We start from the raw sequence: 18,634 nt of genomic DNA, 5'->3' as shown, positions 1-18,634 counted from the left end.
ACTTTCAAAAAAGTGGCTTCTTCTTATTCTGTTTCAGATTTAGCGTCAGACTTGCCAAGCTCATAAGCTTCCGCCATTACCGTTGTAAATAGATTCATAAACGGCTGGATGGCCTCCATTGAGAGCTCAATGCCTGATTTCTCAAGCTGTTCTTTCGCTTCAGGGAGATATTTCATGGCAATTTGCAAGAATTCAAGTGATTTTTCGTGCTGCATGTGACGTCACTCCATTATTCGTTTTTTGGCAGCTCGCCTGTTTTGTTGTATGTTTTGATCAGCTTGGCGATTCTTTGCTGAAAGTCTTTGTCGACGAGCGGGCTGAATGTTCCCATCTCAACGACTCCCGTATTCAGGTCGTAGTAATGATCGCCGCCCTCAAGGGTGCCTTTATTAAATTGTTCAGCAATGATTTCATAGGCCTTGTCCACATTTTGCACCGTGCTGGTTAATACGGTATTCTCGCCCAGATCCGATTGATCTGTGACGTAACCAATGGCATAAAGACCGTCTTTTTTGATTTGCTGAATAACAGGAACATTATACCCGTCTCCGGCGGGATACACAACATCCGCGCCTTCGTTCTTCATTTTCTGATAAAGCTTTACTGCTGTTGTATCATCATCCCAATGATCCGTATATTTCGTATTTACCTCTATATCCGGATTTTCATACTTGGCCCCTTTGATAAAACCGTCAACCTCAGGCTGCCACGTAAAGGAAGCAATTACACCGACCTGATTCGTTTTCGACATATGGGCAGCAGTCATTCCTCCAAAAAAGCCCATTGCTTCCCCGCTAAAATGGACACTCGTTACATTATCAGCTTTCGCTTTCGCATTGGAAATGACGAATTCCATATCTGGATAATCTTCGCCGACCAAGTTAAACACCTCAGCATATTCACTCCCATGGCCGTAGAGCAGATTGACGCCCCTCTTATGAAAATCCTCAATCGCATTTATGATATCTTCTTCTGTTTTAACGCCTTCTTTATAATAGACGTCCACATTGTATTTGGATTGTATATTCAGTAATCCTTTATACCCTTTTGTGCCCCATACGAGGTCATTAATCGTATCAGGAAAGAGCATGCCGACCTTCTCAATTTTTCCTTTGAACGGAGTTTGTCCACATCCACTCAATAAAAGGAGGACAGAAAAGATCATGACAAGCCTTGTGATCAAGTCATGTTCAACTCCTTTTGACAAGCTATAACATGTTTATTTTTATACGTTTATTGTATCTAGAAAACTCGAAACATGGAAGGTTTTTCTTAATATTTGTCGAAAATTGATGAAAATTGTCTTTTCCACTCGATAATTTTTGTTTTTGCTTCTTCTTTTGAGGTTTTCTCTGTGACTTGCAATTTAAAAAGCTGATCTTTGCTATGACGGCTTGGTTCTAACAGGAATCTCACCAACTCGTCAGCGACGTCGTTTATGTAATAGCCGTCTTCCTCTGTTTCTTCTTTCCATGGCCCATACATTTTCGGCAGGATCACGGTTTTTTCCGAGCCTGTTTTTTTACGTTTTTCCCATTCTTTTCGGTCTTCTTCATATACTAAAATATAAGGAGAATCACATTGGTCTAAAGGCAAAAAACTTCCGAACTGGATACAAATTGTATCATACTTTTGATCTCCAATGTGCTCAAGCTGGCGAAAGAGTTCATTTCTCCCAAGCCACATGAGTCTTTCTTCTAAGTACATTTGTCTCATTTTATCTTCTGTTTCCGCCAGAACAACGTCAACATGTATGCCTTCATCCATCATTCGCTCACATAATGAAAGGCCGAAAAATTCGTCCGCACCTACAATCAGCGTTGATTCCATTGCATCTGCCGCCCTTCCGGTTTTTCATTTCCCAAAACAAAACAGCCGTCGCAAAAGAGAAGGCTGTTGTCATTATATTCTCTATAATTCTTTTTCATGACTGTGAAAGAATTTGCAAATTGATGCATAAATTCTGCTTGGATGCTCAAATAAATGAAATGTCATGTCGACCGGTGAGCCTTGCTTTTGCTGTTTTTCCTTGAAAACTTCCGCATGTACGCTGTAGGGATATGGAGCTCCGGTTATACGCTGCCATATATGAACCGGTACGCCGCTCGGGTAGCTTTGAATTGTTTTATAACGAATCGCTTCCGCTTCTTTTTCAGAAATTCCGTAGCTTTTCGAAACTTCTTTCAAAAATTGCTTATAGAAAAATTTATTTTCTTTTTCCGATTCATAATGTGCCTGAAGATCGAGACAAGGATTCAACATTGCGGCTGAGCGGATATGATCCGGGGAAAAACGAAGCAGTTCATCGGCCACGAGAGCACCCATGCCTTCTGCTAAAATATGAATCTTCGGATTGAGGATTTCCTGCTTCAGCACAGAATGTATCAGCTGTTTGGCATAGGTGACTGCTTTTTCCGCCCCCCAATGCCTTCCGAACAGATTGCTGGTAAAAAGAGTGTACCCTTCATTCATCAACATGCTCAGAAGCTGATTTCTGCCATAATGCTGCTGCCAAAAGCTTGAATCATGTCCGACAAAGTGGGTTCTGTCCCCCAAGATAAAGATGCCGAAGCCGTTCGGGCGATAGGGCAGATGAATGACATTATGCTCCGTTCCCAATTGAAAGTATCTTTCCGTTATTCCCATCGCTTGCCCGCCTCCTTTCACACTTCATCTCACGCTATCTTATGTAAATAGAAAAGAAACGAATAAGGTAAAGTCCTAGCCTTTTACATTTTTGGCTATTATACTGATTGACGTTTTATATTTTACCATTAAAGTGTGACGAATCAGACTCTTTTGTCACCTCACTTTCTGCTAAAATTGGATTCCCCCTTCGCTTTTTGTATGGTATGATAACTTTTAGAATAGAATGAGAAGGACGAGGTGGAAACGTGCGATATATTATTGCCTTTATTTGGACGTTCCTTTTATCACATATGGCATGCTACTTGGTTGCAAGCATGAACAGCGTTACGTATAATTTCAAAACATCATCTGTCATTGCTGTTGTACTGTATGTCTTAATCATGGTTTTAGCAGAAATCATGCCTATGAACAAAAATGCAAGCCAGCATTAAAAAGCCAAAAAACCCAAAACATTTATTGTTTTGGGTTTTTTAGTGGTCACGGCTTTCTTTTGTAGGTCCACAGCCGGTTGTGGTTTGATGTTTCGGGAAACATTTCCCCTGCTGACAGATGGACCTTTTGAGGGTTTTTAACCATGCTCCCTGTCTCGCCGATTTCTACGTAGACACCGTTATTAGGCGCTTTCTGTCCGGGCCGGAATTGGTGCTGCTGTCCCACTGTTTTTCCTCCTTTTCCTTTTTGCTGTAGTATGCGCCTAAGCGGCTGTGAATATGTTGCCATCAAAAAAACTGCTGAGTTTGGGGGACTGACCCCCGTTTTTGAGACAGGGATCAAAACACCTTTTAAACAGCCAATTGCCGATAATTTATCGGTGATTGGTTGTTTAGTTTCGTTTGAATACGAATATTGTTATAATAATGAATGTATTCTATGACAGTGCGTTCTACGATGGCGGTCGTGGTTCGATCAATGCTGTTAAGATAGAACGTTTCAGACTTTAGTGAGGAATGAAACGATTCGATGGAGGCATTATCAGCGGGTGTCCCTTTGCGGGACATGCTCATGGTAATGCCTTTTGTTTTAACAGCTTTCTGATACTCGTAAGATGTATACACAGATCCTTGGTCACTATGTAACACGCAGTTCTCAGGCAGTGTTGGCAGTTGATCAAGTGTGTGTAAGACAAAGTCTGTGTCCTGCTTATCTCCAATCGTAAAAGCAATCACTTCTCCATTATATACATCCAATATACTGGAAAGGTACAATTGTTTCTGTCCATAAGGCAAATACGTGATGTCTGTTACTAGTTTTTCAAGAGGATGATCAGACTGAAAGTTCCGATCTAATATATTGTCGACCACGGCATATGGCTGCCCATTCTTCTTGCGCTTTTTCACCTTAACCCGGCACTGCCACTGATTTTTCTGCATAATACGCTGAACCGTTTTATGGTTAATACACATTCTCTTTTTTAATATAGCTGTGATTTTTCGATATCCATATCGATACTGGTGCTCTCGGCACAACGTGCCGATTTGTTTTTCTAAATGGCGCTTGGGATGATCTTTCTTCAGATTCTTCTTCCAACGATAATAAGACGAGCGAGAGATACCTAAATGAATACAGATATCCTGCACGGTCATTGTGCTGTGCAATTCTTCTACAAGTTCGACTGACGTTTGGCTATCAACTTCCTTTCCAATTCGTTGTACTTTTTTAACACTTCATTCTGTTGTCTCAGATATCGATTCTCTGCCTGCAGTTTCTCTAATTCGGAAGAATACTCCGGACCTTTTCCATAAGTGTATTGCTTACCAACAGGCTGTTCAAATCGATGTGTATCACCAGCCTTATACCATCTGACCCATGTCTTAATCTGCGTATTATTTTTGATATTCAACTCCTGCATGATCTCTTTCATAGGTACGCCTGCCAATCTCATTTCTACAGCCTTCTGTTTCACTTCAACCGGATAACTCACTCTTGTCCCCATAGAAAAAACACCTCCAAGTCTAATTTCGGATAACAATCATCCGTATTCAAACTTGAAGGTGTTTTTATTTGTCTCATCTTATGGGGTCAGTCCCTTGGCTCAGCAGTTTTTTGATGATTCCCCTTTATATAAAATGGCCTTCAGCAGTGCTTTTTGCACATGAAGACGGTTTTCCGCCTGCTGGAACACTGCAGAGTTCGGCCCGTCAATAATCTCCGCAGTCACTTCTTCCTCACGATGCGCAGGGAGACAATGTAAAAATGTATAGTCAGGCTTGGCATGGCTGACTAGCGACGCATTTACCTGATAAGGCGCAAAGACAGCAAGACGTTCTTGCTCCTCCGCTTCCTGCCCCATGCTTGTAAACACATCAGAATAAATTACGTCCGCGTCTTTTACAGCTTCAATCGGATCATCTGTCAGCGTGATAGAAGAGCCGGATTGAAGTGCATATGTTTTTGCCGCTTCAGCTGCTTCATCTAACACTTCATATCCCTTTGGCGAAGCGATCGAGATATCACAACCCATTTTCGCGCAGCCGATCATCAAGGAGTGCGCCACGTTATTTCCGTCACCGATGTATGCGACTTTTACGCCTTTAAGCTTCCCTTTTATCTCCTTAATCGTCAAGAGATCCGCCAGCGCCTGGCATGGGTGGTATTTATCGGTAAGTCCATTGATCACCGGAATGTCAGCTTCTTTGGCAAGTTCCTCCACCTTTTCATGTTCAAAGGTCCGGATCATAATGGCATCCACATAGCCTGACAGCACTTTTGCCGTATCAGCGACAGTCTCACCGCGCCCCAGCTGCAGATCTTTCTGGCTTAGAAAGAGGGCGTTCCCGCCGAGCTGCGCCATGCCCGCTTCAAATGAAACACGTGTCCGCGTTGATGATTTTTCAAAAATCATCGCCAAGGTTTTGCCATGGAATATAGGCTGAATTTTGTTTTGTTTCAGCTCACCGGCCTCTGCGAGCAAGGCATTTATATCCTCTTCACTAAGGTCCTTTAACGTTAATAAATCTTTTCCGTATAAACTGGTTTGCGTCACTGTGTGCATGATGCCACTTCCTTTTTATAGAGGTCTTTGAGAGATACAGGCTGCGGATGGCCTGAACCGCTTTGTAAAAACGCCCGCACAGTTTCTTCTTCTGTAAAGACGGGGATGCCGTGCGTCATGGCTTCCAAACGTTCTTTGCATGCTTCTTCAGAACCGCTCAGATTGATGTGGAGCGATTTTCCTTCCTGTTCCATCCATGAGGCAAATGTCCCTTCATGAATTGTAAAACCTGCGTTTTCTGCTAACTCCTTCACATCTTCCGGAACGTTTTGGAAATAAATGCTTCCTTTTTGACTCCAGACTCTTGTATAGATTTTTTTCAAGGCGCTGTTAGCATCATATGCAACACACATGCCTTCTCCCGTTGATTTCATTTCCGGTCCAAGCTTGACATCCACATCCTGGATCGCATGAGAAGAAAAAACAGGGAACTTCACGGCAACTCCATGATGATTTTGAACTGCCGGATCTAGATCTTTTAAGGACGCTCCCGCCAGCAGTCGTGTGGCGAGCGGAATCATCGGAACGCCCATTACTTTGCTGACGACAGGAACCGTGCGGCTCGCTCTCGGATTCACTTCAAGAACGAGTATGTTTCCATTGTCGATCACAAATTGAATGTTCATGATGCCTTTAAATGAAAGTTTCCGGGCAATTTTTTGTGCCGCATCTTTCATGCCCTGCTGCAGCCCGCTCGTGATGGACGGTCCCGGAAGAATGGCAAAGCTGTCCCCCGAATGGACACCCGCCCGTTCAATATGCTCGGTATATGTCGGGATAAAGACATCCTCGCCGTCGGAAATCATATCAATTTCGACTTCCTTTCCAGACACATACTGATCAATCAAAATCGGGTATGGCATGCTGTCCTCATCATTCAGCAGCTGAGAAAGCTGGGCTTGCGAGTCAACAATGATCATGCCCATTCCGCCGATAACATAAGATGGGCGGATTAACACCGGATAGCCGATCTCACTCGCTTTTGAAGCGGCTTCTTCTTTTGTATAGGCAATTTCTCCTTTTGCATGCTTCACTCCCAGCTCGTCAAGAAGCTGATAGAATTGATCCCGATCCTCTAACACATCGAGCGTTTCAAACGAAGTGCCGAGAAGGGTAATGCCGGCTTTTTCGAGTGCTTCAGCAGCATTGATTGCAGTTTGGCCGCCAAATTGCACAATTGCAAAATCAATATTTTCCTGCTCCGCCACGTTTACAATATGCTCCGTTGTCATCGGTTCAAAATACAGGCGGTCCGCAATTTCATAATCGGTGCTGACCGTTTCCGGGTTATTGTTAATCATGATGGTTTCGAACCCAAGCTCTTGCAGTGTCAGCACACCGTGAACAGCACTGTAATCAAATTCAACGCCTTGGCCGATCCGAATCGGGCCTGATCCGATAATGAGCGCGCGTTTTTTCTCTTTGCGGCTGATGTCTCCATCGGTCTCTCCGAAATATGTGGAGTAAAAATAGTTTGTTTTCGCATCAAACTCTGCCGCGCATGTATCTACGATTTTAAAGGAAGGCGTAATGCCCATCTCCTTGCGAAGCGCGCGCACCTCTTCTTCTGTTTTGCTGATCAGCGAGGCAATCGTTGCGTCTGAGAATCCCTTTTCCTTTGCTTTCTTCAATAATTCAAAAGAGAGATCGCTCCCTGCTTCCATCAGGCGGTTTTCCAATTTGATGATGTTGTCAAAGGTATGAAGGAAAAACGGATCAATTTTTGTTTTTTCATGGATGTCATCAATCGAGACGCTGCGGCTTAACAGCTCCATGACAACGAAAAATCTGCGGTCATCCGGAGTGATTGCCAAATCCCATAGCGTATCAATTGACAACCCGCTGAGCTCTGGAAGGTGTGTTCCGATATTTTTTAACTCAAGGGACGCGGCTGCCTTCTGTATCGCCGCTTCTAAATTCCGCTCAATCGCCATCACTTCACCTGTGGCTTTCATTTTTGTGCCAAGCTTGCGGTCTGCGTTCTTGAATTTATCAAACGGCCAGCGCGGAAATTTGACGATCACATAGTCCAGTGCCGGTTCAAAGCTTGCGTAAGTAGAGCCTGTGAGCGGATTTTTCAGCTCGTCAAGGGTGTATCCGACTGCCAGTTTCGCGGCCATCTTCGCAATCGGATAACCGGTCGCTTTAGATGCGAGAGCCGATGACCGGCTTACACGCGGATTCACTTCAATGACGTAATATTGCTTGCTGAATGGATCAAGCGCGAATTGAATGTTACAGCCGCCTACAACATCAAGTGCTGAGATGATCGTCAGACTTGCTGTCCGCAGCATTTGATAGTCTTCGTCTGTCAATGTTTGTGACGGCGCCACAACGATAGAGTCACCTGTATGCACGCCGACCGGATCGATATTTTCCATATTGCAGACGGTAATGCATGTGTTATTGCTGTCACGCATGACTTCATATTCAATTTCTTTAAAACCGGCAATGCTTTTTTCGACAAGGCATTGATTGATCGGACTTGCTAATAGCGCCTGTTTAATCATAGCTGTAAAGGCTTCTTTATCAGGGGCGATTCCTCCGCCCTTTCCGCCTAATGTGTAAGCCGGTCTGATAATAACAGGAAAACCGATGGATTCCGCAAAATGGAGGGCATCGGCCTCGTTATCAACAATTTCACTCTCCGGTACGGGCTGTTTTAATTCATTCATTAACGAACGGAATTTTTCCCGGTCTTCTCCTTTTTGTATCGTGTCAACGGATGTGCCGAGAAGTTTGACGCCGTGCTCTTTTAAAACACCCGTTTCTTCAAGCTCCACCGCTAAATTCAACGCGGTCTGACCGCCTAAATTGGCAAGAAGTCCATCAGGCCGTTCTTTCTTAATGATGGCTGTCAGGCTTTCTGCTGTCAGAGGCTCAAAATAAATTTCATCAGCGAAGGCTTCATCAGTCATAATTGTCGCCGGATTGCTGTTGACGAGAATGACCCGGTAGCCCTCCTCCTTCAGCGCGATGCACCCTTGAGTGCCTGAATAATCAAATTCTGCGGCCTGCCCGATGATGATCGGGCCTGAGCCGATTACTAATATGCTTGAAATACTGGTGTCTTTAGGCATGCGCGATTTCTCTCCTTGCTGGTATCACATTCTTTAGATAATCATCAAAAATCCATTCGCTTTCCGCAGGTCCGGGATGGGCTTCCGGGTGGAATTGAACACTCATGACAGGCAGTTTTTTATGGGCAAGCCCTTCAACTGACGTATCATTGACATGATGAAACCTGATGGTGAGCTCTTCTTCATTAATCGACTGTTCATCAACCACATAGCTGTGGTTTTGGCTTGTCATAAAGACCCGTTTCGTCTCACGGTCGATGACCGGATGATTAGCTCCCCTGTGCCCGAATGGCAGCTTAAAAGTATTCCCTCCAAACGCGAGCGCGATCAGCTGATGTCCGAGACAAATGCCGAGAGTCGGAAAGCGGCTGATGATGCTTTTGATCTTTCCTAAATATGGATGGATTGCTTTCGGATCTCCAGGTCCGTTCGATAGCACAATGCCATCGGGTTTGATGTTGTATACGGCCTCCATTTGCTTGTATGGCACCACGGTGACCTTGCAGCCCCGTTTGACAAGTGATGATGCGATTGACTTTTTATAGCCAAAATCAATGAGAGCGATATGTTTATTCCCGTCGCCGAATGTGCTAATTTCCTGGGCGGAAGCCTGCTCTGCCACATTCTCTGGTTGAAGGGCAATCTCAGCTCCTTCTTTAGAGGCTGTGACTGTCGCACCCATCGTCCCGTTTGCCCGGATTTTCTTCACGACAGCCCTCGTATCAACATGGGTTAACAGCGGAATGTTCCATTTCTGTAAATACTCCTTGAGGCTGTATACCGCTTCATAATGAGAAAAGTGATCACACGCCTCATAGACAACCGCGGCTTTTACTTGCGGTTTCTTGCTTTCAAAATCCTTTTCATTTATGCCGTAGTTGCCAATCAGCGGGTAGGTAAATACAATAATCTGTCCCTTATATGATGGATCTGTCAGCACTTCCTGGTAGCCTGTCATTCCTGTGAAAAAAACAGCTTCTCCCGTGCAGTTTTCATGACCGTCCAGCTCGCCGCTGAACGATGTCCCATCTTCTAACACTAAATAACCTTCCATCTAACAGCCCACCTCTTGATGAATAATTAATTATAAAAATGAATTTTTATGCCTTTATATCGAAAAAAAATCACTGGTTTACAGCGGAATGATGAGCGATTGCCTGTTTCAGCTTGCTGACGGCTTCTGCTATTTCATCCTTAGTCACGGTGAGCGGCGGCAGCAGCCGAATCACGTTCGGGCCGGCCGGCAATACAAGCAAGCCTAATGTCTGCAATTCAGCAATAATGTCAGCAACCGGGCCATCACACTCAATTCCAAGCATTAATCCTTTACCTCGGATTTGTTTAACAAAAGGGCTCTTTAGCTCTGCCTCAAGCTGTCCTTTTAAAAACGCTCCTTTGTCAGCAGCCTCTTGCAAAAAGTCAGGCTGGAATACAATTTGCAATGTGGCATTCACAGCAGCCATCGCCAGCATGTTTCCTCCGAAAGTCGTTCCGTGAGAACCAGGGGTAAACGCTTCTCCAAGCTGTTTTTTTCCGATGACAGCGCCGACCGGAAAGCCGTTTCCCAATCCTTTGGCGACTGTGATGATATCCGGTGAGAGTCCGAAGTGCTCATATGCGAAGCCTTTTCCCGTCCGTCCGATGCCGGTCTGGATTTCATCAATGATGAGAAGGGCTTGCTTTTCCTTGCAAAACGACTGTACGGCTGATAAAAATTCAGCACTCGCCGGATTGACTCCTCCTTCTCCCTGCACTGTTTCAAGCATCACCGCGGCAATATCGCCTTCCTCCCCAAGAGCTTTAAAAGCAGAAGGATCATTGTATGGCAGGTAGTGAAAGCCTTCAAGCATCGGGCCGAAGCCTGTTTTGATTTTATCCTGTCCGGTCGCAGCCATCCCTGCATACGTGCGGCCATGGAACGACTGAAGAAAAGTGATGATTTTTGTTTTTCCAGTTGCTTTTCGGGCAAGCTTTATCGCACCTTCATTCGCCTCTGCGCCGCTGTTGCAGAAAAAGACAAGATCTCCTGCACTATGCGCCGCCAGCTTCTGCGCTGCTTGCTCTTGGAGACTGTTTTGAAACAGGTTTGATACGTGCCATACGCTGTCAAGCTGTTTTTTGACTGCCTCTGTCACCGCTTCATGGCAGTGTCCTAGATTTGATACCGCAATCCCCTGAATGAAATCAAGGTACGTTTTGCCGTTTTTATCCTCAACGTACGTTCCTTTTGCTTTTTTGAGGTCAATATCCCAACGGCCGTAGGTTTGAAACAAGCTGCTCATGAAACAGCCTCCTTTGCTTTGACGATTTTTGTCCCTTGAAAGGTTTGTTCTGCGAAGAATGATCCTTTTCCGTTTACGATCATGACTTCAGACACCTGATCTGATAAAGCTGACAAGGCTGAATTGACCTTCGGGATCATCCCTCCTGTGATCACTTCCTGCTTGATCAGCATCTGAATCTCCTTAGGGGTCAGGACGTTCAGACGCTGCTTTTCCTTCATGATTCCATCGACATCCGTGACGAACATAAGCTTATCGGCTTCAAGCGCTCCGGCGACTGCTGAAGCAGCCAGATCAGCATTTACATTCAGCGTTTTACAGTCGCTTGTCATAGACAGCGGCGCAATAACGGGGATGATGCCATTTTCCATCAGCGCGTTCACCATGGACGCATCGACTTTTTTGATTTCTCCCACTTCTCCGTATGTTTCCGGATCTAGATAATCAGCCTCCAAAAGACCGCCATCCTTACCAGAAATGCCCGCGGCTCGCAGTCCGTGTTTGGCAAGCTCAGCAACGAAAAATTTATTGACAGAACCGGATAAAACCATTTCCGCTACTTCCAGCACCGGCTTCGTTGTTTTCCTCTGTCCGCCCGAAAACTCTGTCTTGATATTTAACCGTTTCAGCATATTTGTGATTTCCGGTCCCCCGCCATGTACGATCGCCAGCTTCCAGCCTGACGCCATCAGCTCTTTCAGATTTTGAAAAAATTCTTCCGACAGCTCACGGATTACACTTCCCCCGCATTTAAAAACGATTGTCTTCTTCATTTCGCTCCCCTTATTACGTGCGATAGCTCGCGTTAATTTTGATATAGTCATAGGTCAGGTCACAGCCCCACGCTCTCCCGTTTCCGTCCCCTTCATCCATCTTGATGACAATGGTGATTTCATCTCCTTCAAGGTATTCCTTAGCGAGAGATTCAGAGAATGGCTGAGGTTCGTTATTCTTAAACAGGCATTGGCCGCCAAGATAAACCTCTACTTCTTCTGCCGTCACCTGTGCTGCGGAGTGTCCGATGGCTCCGATGATCCGCCCCCAGTTGGCATCTGTTCCGTATACTGCCGTTTTTACAAGATTTGAGCCGACAATCTTTTTGGCAATGACGTTTGCATCAAGATTGTTTTTCGCTCCCTGTACTTGGGCTTCAATTAGTTTTGTCGCGCCTTCTCCGTCTCTGGCAATCTCTTTAGCCAGATCCTCACAAGTGAGCAAGAGCGCTTTTTTAAAGACCGGCCAGTCTGGATGGTCTTCTGTCAGGCACTCGTTTTCGGCGCAGCCATTCGCCATAACTAATACCATATCGTTCGTGGATGTTTCTCCGTCAACTGTGATTTGGTTAAAGGAAACGTCAGTGATTTCCCGAAGCGCCTTTTGCAGCGCTTTTTCTTCGATTGCCGCGTCAGTTGTCATAAATCCCAGCATCGTGGCCATGTTCGGGTGTATCATCCCAGAGCCTTTGGCCGCTCCGCCGATCGTGACTGTTTTGCCGCCGATTGCCAGCTCATAGCACGTCTGCTTGATTACCGTATCAGTTGTTAAAATCGCTTCCTCAAAATCGCCTGATCCCGCAGGTGTTTCTTTCAGCAGCTCGATCCCCGCGTGGATTTTTTCCATGTCTAAATGCTCGCCGATGACACCCGTTGATGAAACAGCGACAAGCTCCGGCTCAATGCCAAGCTGTGAAGCAAAGCTCTCCCGCATTGTGTATGCGTCCTTTAAGCCCTGTTCTCCCGTGCAGGCGTTGGCAATGGCGCTGTTGACGATGACGGCTATCAGTGTCGGTCCGTGCTTTAAGCTGTCTTGTGTCACTTTGATCGGAGCAGCCTGAAAGTGGCTTTGGGTATAAACCGCTGCGCTCACGGCCGGTGTCTCGCTGATAATGACGCCGAGGTCTTTTTTTGAGTAACGCAGCCCGCAATGCACACCCTTTGCCTGAAATCCTTTTGGTGAGGATACATCACCTGTTACTTTTACAATTTGATCTTCACTTAACTGAATCATGGTTCGATTCTCTCCCGTTCTATGGATAAATTGGCGTGATGGTGAGTCCAGTTTCTTCATTCCAGCCATTCATCAAATTAAAGTTTTGCACTGCCTGACCGGCGGCACCCTTCATTAAATTATCGATTACCGAGACGATCGTGACTCTGTTCGTTCTCTCATCGAGGGTCACGGCGATATCACAGAAATTGCTGCCGTACACTTCTTTCGTTTGCGGGTACTGACCTTTTGGCCTCACTCTCACAAAATATGAATCTTGGTAAAATTCCGAATATAAATCATGCAGGTCATCTGCGGATAGATCACAGGTTAATCTGGTATACATCGTCGCCATGATGCCCCTTGTCATCGGAACCAAGTGAGCCGAAAATGTAATGGGCCCGAGGCCTGGCTGCCATTCATTCAGCGCCTGCTCAATTTCCGGCGTGTGCTGATGTTCATTGACTTTGTAAATTTTAAAATTGCCGTTCAGCTCAGAAAAATGGGTTCCCATGGATGCTTTTCTTCCCGCTCCGGAAACACCCGTCTTCGCGTCAACGATAACGAAAGATTCATCGAGCAGTTTCTTTTGAGCCAATGGCGCGAGGCCAAGCAAAACAGCTGTTGGAAAACAGCCTGGATTGGCAATGAGTTTCGCCTGTTGAATTTGCAGTTGATTCAGTTCTGCCAGACCGTATACCGCCTCTTGAATCACCGCCTTCGGTGCCGCTGTCCGTTTATACCATTTTTCATATTCAGCCGATTCTTGTATCCTCAGATCACCTGACAGATCAATAACCGGAATTCCCGCGTCTGCCAGCTTTGGAGTCAATTCACTTGATACTCCGGGCGGCGCAGCGAGAAACATGATATCTATTTCGTGTTTGATCGTATTCATATCAATCGGCTTCAGCTTCTGATCCGCTAAGCCGGTAAGATGAGGATAACCCTCGCTATAGACATTCCCTTCTCCGCTGGATGAATAAAGTATGCATTCCTCTGCATGAGGATGATGCGAGAGAATCCTGACAAGTTCGGTGCCTCCATATCCTGTAGCACCTACAATTCCTATTTTCAAAACAAGTTCACCCTCTTGGTCTTTGTGAAATTATTTAACATTATAACATGAATAAAAATTAATTCAATCGTATATTTAATATTTTTATTCATTTATAAATTTTCTGTTCAATGGAAATTCCGCTCAAAAAAATCAGCACAACTCCAGCACAAAAACGTTGATGCGGCGCCGCTTTTCAGCCGCATAAAAAAACAGGCTGACCGCGTCAGCCTGTTTTCATCATCATCAATCCACTCAAAAAATATAGAATAGAGCTTGCATAAAAAATCATTTGCACTGTGAAAAAGTCAGCGAGAAAGCCCCCGAGCATAATGGCTGCTGCTGAAAAGACAGCTGTCCAAAAATGGTAATTCCCAATCTTCTTTCCACGCTCTCCGCTGTCTGTAAAATTAGCGATCAGCACTTTTTCTCCATGCTTTTGCATCGCTCCAAAGAGCCCTAACAGCACTTGGACGATATACACTTGAACGACGCTTCCGATATGCGGGACATATAAAAGCAGAACAGCCATCCCCCACGAGTTCAGAAGCAGAAAATAACGGCTGTCAAACCTTTCAGACAGCCGTCCGAGGAGCGGGTAAATGAGCGCTCCGCTCAACCCGAACAATCCGTAGGAAAAACCGAACTGTGTGTAGCTTGAGCCGATATTTTTCACAAACAGAATATAAAACGGAAAGATTAAGCTGCTTGCGAAAAACACGCTGCTTTGTGATAATGTCAGCCATTTTAATTTGTTTTTCCCCATTATTTATACCTCTGATAAAAGTAATTCATAAAGCGCTCATCCGGGTCATAGGTTCGTTTTTTCTGAAAAAACGCTTCACTTTTCGGATATGCCTGTCTCATTTGCTCTTTTGTCTGGTAGGTCATATAAGGCAGATAATAGCTGCCGCCGTGCTTGATGGCAACGTCTGTCATGCGCCTGATGATTCGGGCAGTATCTGCCTGGTCTTCTTTTGAAAAGCCCTCGTTTATTAATAGCACGAGCGAAAACATATCGTCCTTCGCATAGGAAAGGTCGGCCTTTTCATTTTTCTGCACGTAGCGGATCGTAATGTTCAGCAGGTTCAGATCTTCGTCCGACAGCGTTTGTCTCAGGTCATCAATATAGGACCCATACTCCTTCACGGGCACAAAGTATTCTTGCAAAACATCTGTGTTGTCATTGTTTTCATACTCAAGAAACTTTGATTCGGACCGCATGACGTTATTGCGTGAAATCTCTGTGCCGTTTTGGCTCAGGAAATAGGATTGCTGTGTGTCCCACAGCCAATTCCTGCCCCATTCATACCGTCTTGACAAACCGAGTGCAAACTTTGTGGCTCCCGTATACTCATCTTCTTTGAGATCGCTGTATGATGGCAGCTGATCCTGATGATCAGCCAATACGTAATTTGTGACATACATGTCTTTCAGAAACCCTTTTTTCGCTGTTGAAATTCGCGCCAGATGCATTCGGACATCTGGATTTCCTTTTACATGCTTTGAAAAATAGTCTGAGTATGTGCTGTAATTCATTTTTTCTGTCTTCATGACATACAGCTCATCATCTGTCAGCTCAAGCGTTACATCAAGAATCACGCCAAAAAGGCCGTACCCTCCGATGACCGCCGTAAACAAATCATCTTTTGGAGTGACAGTGATAATCGTCCCGTCAGCTTTTAAAAGCCGGAATGATTTGACTGTATCAATCAGCGAGCCGTAGCGAATATCACGTCCGTGTGCATTTGCGCTGAGAGATCCGCCGATTGTAAAAATGTTTTGTGACTGCATGACTTTTACCGCGAGTCCGTATGGATTCACGTATTTCTGGATATCATTCCACGTTGCACCGCTTTGCACCCTGATGGTTTTCTTCTCTTGATCGAGTGACAGGATTTTGTTGTAGCCCGTCATGTCGAGAACGATGCCGTCCTCATAATATGTATGGCCGCCCATGGAGTGCTGGGCCCCGGCGATTGAAATTTTTATGTTTTTTCGATTTGCCTCTTTGACTGTGTCAATGAGCGTTTCCTCTTCCTGCCCTTTCACTGTCTGCTTTATTTTTACAGGCATCAGGCGGCTGACATCCGTCATCTCGCTTGTGTCTGTTTTTTGCTCTGAGTTCACAGAGTACGCAAACAGGGCCGCATACGCGCCAGTACAAAGCGCGAATGCAAGCAATTTCTTTTTCATAGTGCTCTCCCTGCTGTTTTTATGACCATTATACCATGACTGCGTCCTCATTTTTCCAAATTATCTTCTTGCCCGTTTTTCGGCACGGCGGTCGGCGACGATAAAGCAGGCGTGAATCGCGCCCGGCAGCCAAAAGATACAGGTCAATATGAGATTCAGCAAGGCCTGAAACGGTTTTCCCGAAAACAAAACAGCAAGCGGCGGGCATAAAACTGCCAGCAGGTACATCATTTCCTTTCACTCCTTTCAGCTGTAAAAAAGGACAGCCTCACATGTCAGGCTGTCCTCTTTTGTTTTATTGAATGCCAAGCGCAATTTTTGCGTATCTGGACATTTTATCCCTAGTCCAAGGCGGATTCCATACAATGTGAACCTCTGTGTCTTTCACTTCAGGAAGGTCCGCTAATGCTTTTTTCACCTCATCCACGATAATCGGCGCTAAAGGGCATCCCATTGATGTCAGTGTCATCGTCACGTGCGTTAAGCCGTCTTCATCCATGTCAACATCGTATACCAAACCAAGGTTCACGATATCAACGCCAAGCTCAGGATCGACAACCTGTTCCAGGGCGCCCATGATGTTTTCTTTTAATGCTTCTTCCACGTTCCCTCACTCCTTTTTTCTACAGTATAACGTAAATTCAGCTCTTGTTAATAACTTAGTGCTTTATAAGTACGTTTCAAACCATTCAATCGTTTTTAACACAGCTGCCCGCGGGACTTTATGGTCAGCGTTTTCATCTCCGATAAATTGCAGGCGTTCCGGCTGCTCGCTGTAATGGGATTTGATCGTGTCATAAAATTTCCGGGTCGGCGCGTAAGGCACGACCTTATCTTTTGCGCCGTGCCAAAATAAAAGCGGGCGCTGTTGCAGTTTCTCCGGCTGAAGGCTGAGATCCCGCAATTCGAGACGTTTCATCAGCTCCTGTACCTTCTCTTCCGGCACATCGATTTCAATGCCCTGAGATTGAATATGGTCAATCTGCTGCTGAAACAGCTCCACGTAATTGGGGCTTCCCATCAGGCTGACGCCGGCTTTTATCCAATCATATGCAGTCAAAGCGCCAAGCGTTGTGATGCCGCCCATTGACGTGCCTGCGAGACCGATGCGGCCGCCGTCTATCAGGCCCTCTTTTTCAAAATGGTTTTTAAGCACGCCGATCTCTTCAATCTCGTTTAGGACGATATCCCAAAAATGCCCCGCCAGCTCTTCGACAGCCATTTCTTCTCCCCGTTCCCCATGGTGCAGAGCCTCCGGCAGAACGGCTCTAAAACCCTTCTCCGCAAGCAGGTAAGCAATATGAAGGTTGTGTTCCTTCGCGCTTGTAAAACCATGGATAAAGAATACGAGAGGAACAGCGCGGTGCCTGTTCTCTTCCTTTACAATATGTAAAAACGGAATACCGGAAACGGTTTGATTCTCAATTTGTATCACAATGTGCCCCTCCTTAGGATAACCATAATCATAAGTGTAACATGTAGACAATAAAGATGGTAAAAAGCTACACTGTAAGTAAGGCAAAACAAGCAAAATCTAAGGTTAAAGGAGCTTTTCATGGAGACAAACCCCTATTTAATCGCATTAGATTTAGATGGAACATTATTAAAGGATGATAAAACCATATCTGAAAACACCCTTCAGACGATACAGCGCCTAAAAGATGACGGGCATTATGTCTGCATCTCAACAGGCCGTCCGTATCGTTCAAGTTCCATGTACTACCAGCAAATGGAGCTGACAACGCCAATTGTCAATTTTAACGGAGCATTTGTCCATCACCCGCAAGACGACAGCTGGGGACGGTATCATACGTCACTGCCGCTTGATGTTGTCAAACAGCTCGTGGATATCAGCGAAAGCTACAACGTACATAACGTGCTTGCTGAAGTGATTGACGACGTATACTTTCATTACCATGATGAGCACCTGATAGATGCCTTTAACATGAACACAACAAATGTAACGGTCGGAGACTTGCGGGAAAATCTTGGTGAAGATGTGACTTCTGTACTCATACATGCAAAAGAAGAGGATGTGCCGGCAATACGCTCATATTTATCGGATGTGCATGCCGAGGTAATCGACCATAGAAGATGGGCCGCACCGTGGCATGTCATTGAAATTATCAAAAGCGGCATGAATAAAGCGGTCGGCCTGCAGAAAATCAGCGATTATTACGGCGTGCCGAGGGAGCGGATCATTGCTTTCGGGGATGAGGATAACGATTTGGAAATGCTTGAATTTGCAGGCTGCGGCGTTGCAATGGGAAATGGAATTGACGCGGTCAAGCAGATTGCCAACCGAACAACGGCTACAAATGAAGAGGACGGCGTTGCAAGGTTTTTGAAAGAATATTTCTCACTTTAAAGAAGGTCCGTATTAATTTTTCCC

At 45.3% G+C, this 18,634-nt stretch carries 20 protein-coding genes; 2 read left to right on the top strand and 18 right to left on the bottom strand.

Translation table 11 applies throughout. From position 1 onward, the window contains the following. Positions 1-23: 23 nt before the first annotated feature. From comZ to NSQ09_RS11965, 4 genes are all read right to left on the bottom strand, one after another. Positions 24-215, bottom strand: a complete 192-nt coding sequence (gene comZ, locus NSQ09_RS11980) for a ComG operon transcriptional repressor ComZ (protein ID WP_003224559.1) — start codon at positions 213-215, stop codon at positions 24-26. A gap of 14 nt (positions 216-229) precedes the next feature. Next, entirely contained in the window at positions 230-1,183 is a 954-nt protein-coding gene (med, locus tag NSQ09_RS11975; RefSeq protein WP_014476425.1) for a transcriptional regulator Med, read from the bottom strand. Between the two features lie 89 nt (positions 1,184-1,272). Continuing rightward, positions 1,273-1,830 carry a hypothetical protein gene (locus tag NSQ09_RS11970; protein ID WP_017695676.1) on the bottom strand — a complete coding sequence of 186 codons (558 nt, stop codon included), beginning with the start codon at positions 1,828-1,830 and terminating at the stop codon, positions 1,273-1,275. An 81-nt stretch (positions 1,831-1,911) separates the two neighbouring features. After that, on the bottom strand, positions 1,912-2,646 hold the full coding sequence (locus NSQ09_RS11965; RefSeq protein WP_041340422.1) for a hypothetical protein: 735 nt from the start codon (positions 2,644-2,646) through the stop codon (positions 1,912-1,914). A 248-nt stretch (positions 2,647-2,894) separates the two neighbouring features. On the opposite strand from NSQ09_RS11965, the gene NSQ09_RS11960 reads away from it, so the two are divergent. Beyond that, entirely contained in the window at positions 2,895-3,080 is a 186-nt protein-coding gene (locus tag NSQ09_RS11960; protein WP_003245236.1) for a YjzD family protein, read from the top strand. Positions 3,081-3,126: 46 nt separating this feature from the next. Here the strand turns inward: NSQ09_RS11960 and NSQ09_RS11955 are convergent, their stop codons facing one another. From NSQ09_RS11955 to NSQ09_RS11890, 14 genes are all read right to left on the bottom strand, one after another. Then, on the bottom strand, positions 3,127-3,306 hold the full coding sequence (locus tag NSQ09_RS11955) for a YjzC family protein (protein WP_003245356.1): 180 nt from the start codon (positions 3,304-3,306) through the stop codon (positions 3,127-3,129). A 125-nt stretch (positions 3,307-3,431) separates the two neighbouring features. Then, positions 3,432-4,582, bottom strand: a protein-coding gene (locus tag NSQ09_RS11950; RefSeq protein ID WP_087614160.1) for an IS3 family transposase whose coding sequence is annotated in 2 segments (ribosomal slippage) — positions 3,432-4,309 and positions 4,309-4,582 — 1,152 coding nt in all. Because the reading frame shifts where the segments join, the coding sequence is not laid out codon by codon here. A 99-nt stretch (positions 4,583-4,681) separates the two neighbouring features. After that, the gene (argF, locus tag NSQ09_RS11945; RefSeq protein ID WP_095843628.1) at positions 4,682-5,641 is read right to left on the bottom strand and encodes an ornithine carbamoyltransferase; all 960 of its coding nucleotides are present in this window, start codon (positions 5,639-5,641) and stop codon (positions 4,682-4,684) included. Continuing rightward, positions 5,629-8,721, bottom strand: a complete 3,093-nt coding sequence (locus NSQ09_RS11940; RefSeq protein WP_095843627.1) for a carbamoyl phosphate synthase large subunit — start codon at positions 8,719-8,721, stop codon at positions 5,629-5,631. Before NSQ09_RS11940 ends, argF begins: the two co-directional genes overlap by 13 nt. Then, positions 8,714-9,775, bottom strand: coding sequence for a carbamoyl phosphate synthase small subunit (locus NSQ09_RS11935; RefSeq protein ID WP_041336614.1), 1,062 nt, complete (start codon positions 9,773-9,775; stop codon positions 8,714-8,716). The genes NSQ09_RS11940 and NSQ09_RS11935 overlap by 8 nt, the downstream gene beginning before the upstream one ends. A gap of 70 nt (positions 9,776-9,845) precedes the next feature. After that, a complete protein-coding gene (locus tag NSQ09_RS11930) occupies positions 9,846-11,003 on the bottom strand; it encodes an acetylornithine transaminase (RefSeq protein ID WP_041336612.1) in 1,158 nt (385 codons plus the stop codon). Beyond that, the gene (gene argB, locus NSQ09_RS11925) at positions 11,000-11,776 is read right to left on the bottom strand and encodes an acetylglutamate kinase (RefSeq protein WP_015252370.1); all 777 of its coding nucleotides are present in this window, start codon (positions 11,774-11,776) and stop codon (positions 11,000-11,002) included. Before argB ends, NSQ09_RS11930 begins: the two co-directional genes overlap by 4 nt. Before the next feature lie 13 nt (positions 11,777-11,789). Then, a complete protein-coding gene (gene argJ / locus NSQ09_RS11920) occupies positions 11,790-13,010 on the bottom strand; it encodes a bifunctional ornithine acetyltransferase/N-acetylglutamate synthase (RefSeq protein ID WP_041339938.1) in 1,221 nt (406 codons plus the stop codon). A 19-nt stretch (positions 13,011-13,029) separates the two neighbouring features. Beyond that, the gene (argC, locus tag NSQ09_RS11915; protein ID WP_129133943.1) at positions 13,030-14,067 is read right to left on the bottom strand and encodes an N-acetyl-gamma-glutamyl-phosphate reductase; all 1,038 of its coding nucleotides are present in this window, start codon (positions 14,065-14,067) and stop codon (positions 13,030-13,032) included. Positions 14,068-14,272: 205 nt separating this feature from the next. Further along, positions 14,273-14,812 (bottom strand): MFS transporter, encoded by a 540-nt coding sequence (locus tag NSQ09_RS11910; RefSeq protein ID WP_003232993.1) that lies wholly within the window; start codon positions 14,810-14,812, stop codon positions 14,273-14,275. Beyond that, positions 14,812-16,242, bottom strand: coding sequence for an FAD-binding oxidoreductase (locus NSQ09_RS11905; RefSeq protein WP_017695671.1), 1,431 nt, complete (start codon positions 16,240-16,242; stop codon positions 14,812-14,814). Before NSQ09_RS11905 ends, NSQ09_RS11910 begins: the two co-directional genes overlap by 1 nt. Before the next feature lie 60 nt (positions 16,243-16,302). Further along, on the bottom strand, positions 16,303-16,473 hold the full coding sequence (locus tag NSQ09_RS11900) for a YqaE/Pmp3 family membrane protein (protein ID WP_003232996.1): 171 nt from the start codon (positions 16,471-16,473) through the stop codon (positions 16,303-16,305). Between the two features lie 64 nt (positions 16,474-16,537). Continuing rightward, complete coding sequence (locus NSQ09_RS11895) at positions 16,538-16,846, bottom strand: metal-sulfur cluster assembly factor (RefSeq protein ID WP_014479422.1); 309 nt, start codon at positions 16,844-16,846, stop codon at positions 16,538-16,540. A gap of 63 nt (positions 16,847-16,909) precedes the next feature. After that, the gene (locus tag NSQ09_RS11890) at positions 16,910-17,677 is read right to left on the bottom strand and encodes a prolyl oligopeptidase family serine peptidase (RefSeq protein WP_041336607.1); all 768 of its coding nucleotides are present in this window, start codon (positions 17,675-17,677) and stop codon (positions 16,910-16,912) included. A 120-nt stretch (positions 17,678-17,797) separates the two neighbouring features. Here NSQ09_RS11890 and yitU point away from each other — a divergent pair, with 120 nt between their 5' ends. Next, positions 17,798-18,610: a 5-amino-6-(5-phospho-D-ribitylamino)uracil phosphatase YitU gene (gene yitU, locus NSQ09_RS11885; RefSeq protein WP_041850990.1), complete on the top strand. Its 813-nt coding sequence runs from the start codon at positions 17,798-17,800 to the stop codon at positions 18,608-18,610. The last annotated feature ends 24 nt before the right edge of the window (positions 18,611-18,634 follow it).

Origin of the sequence: Bacillus sp. FSL W8-1202, from assembly GCF_038006165.1 — a bacterium.
GTDB lineage: Bacteria > Bacillota > Bacilli > Bacillales > Bacillaceae > Bacillus > Bacillus subtilis.
Note: the sequence above shows the minus strand (reverse complement) of the source record. Positions and strands in the feature narration are given on the sequence as shown.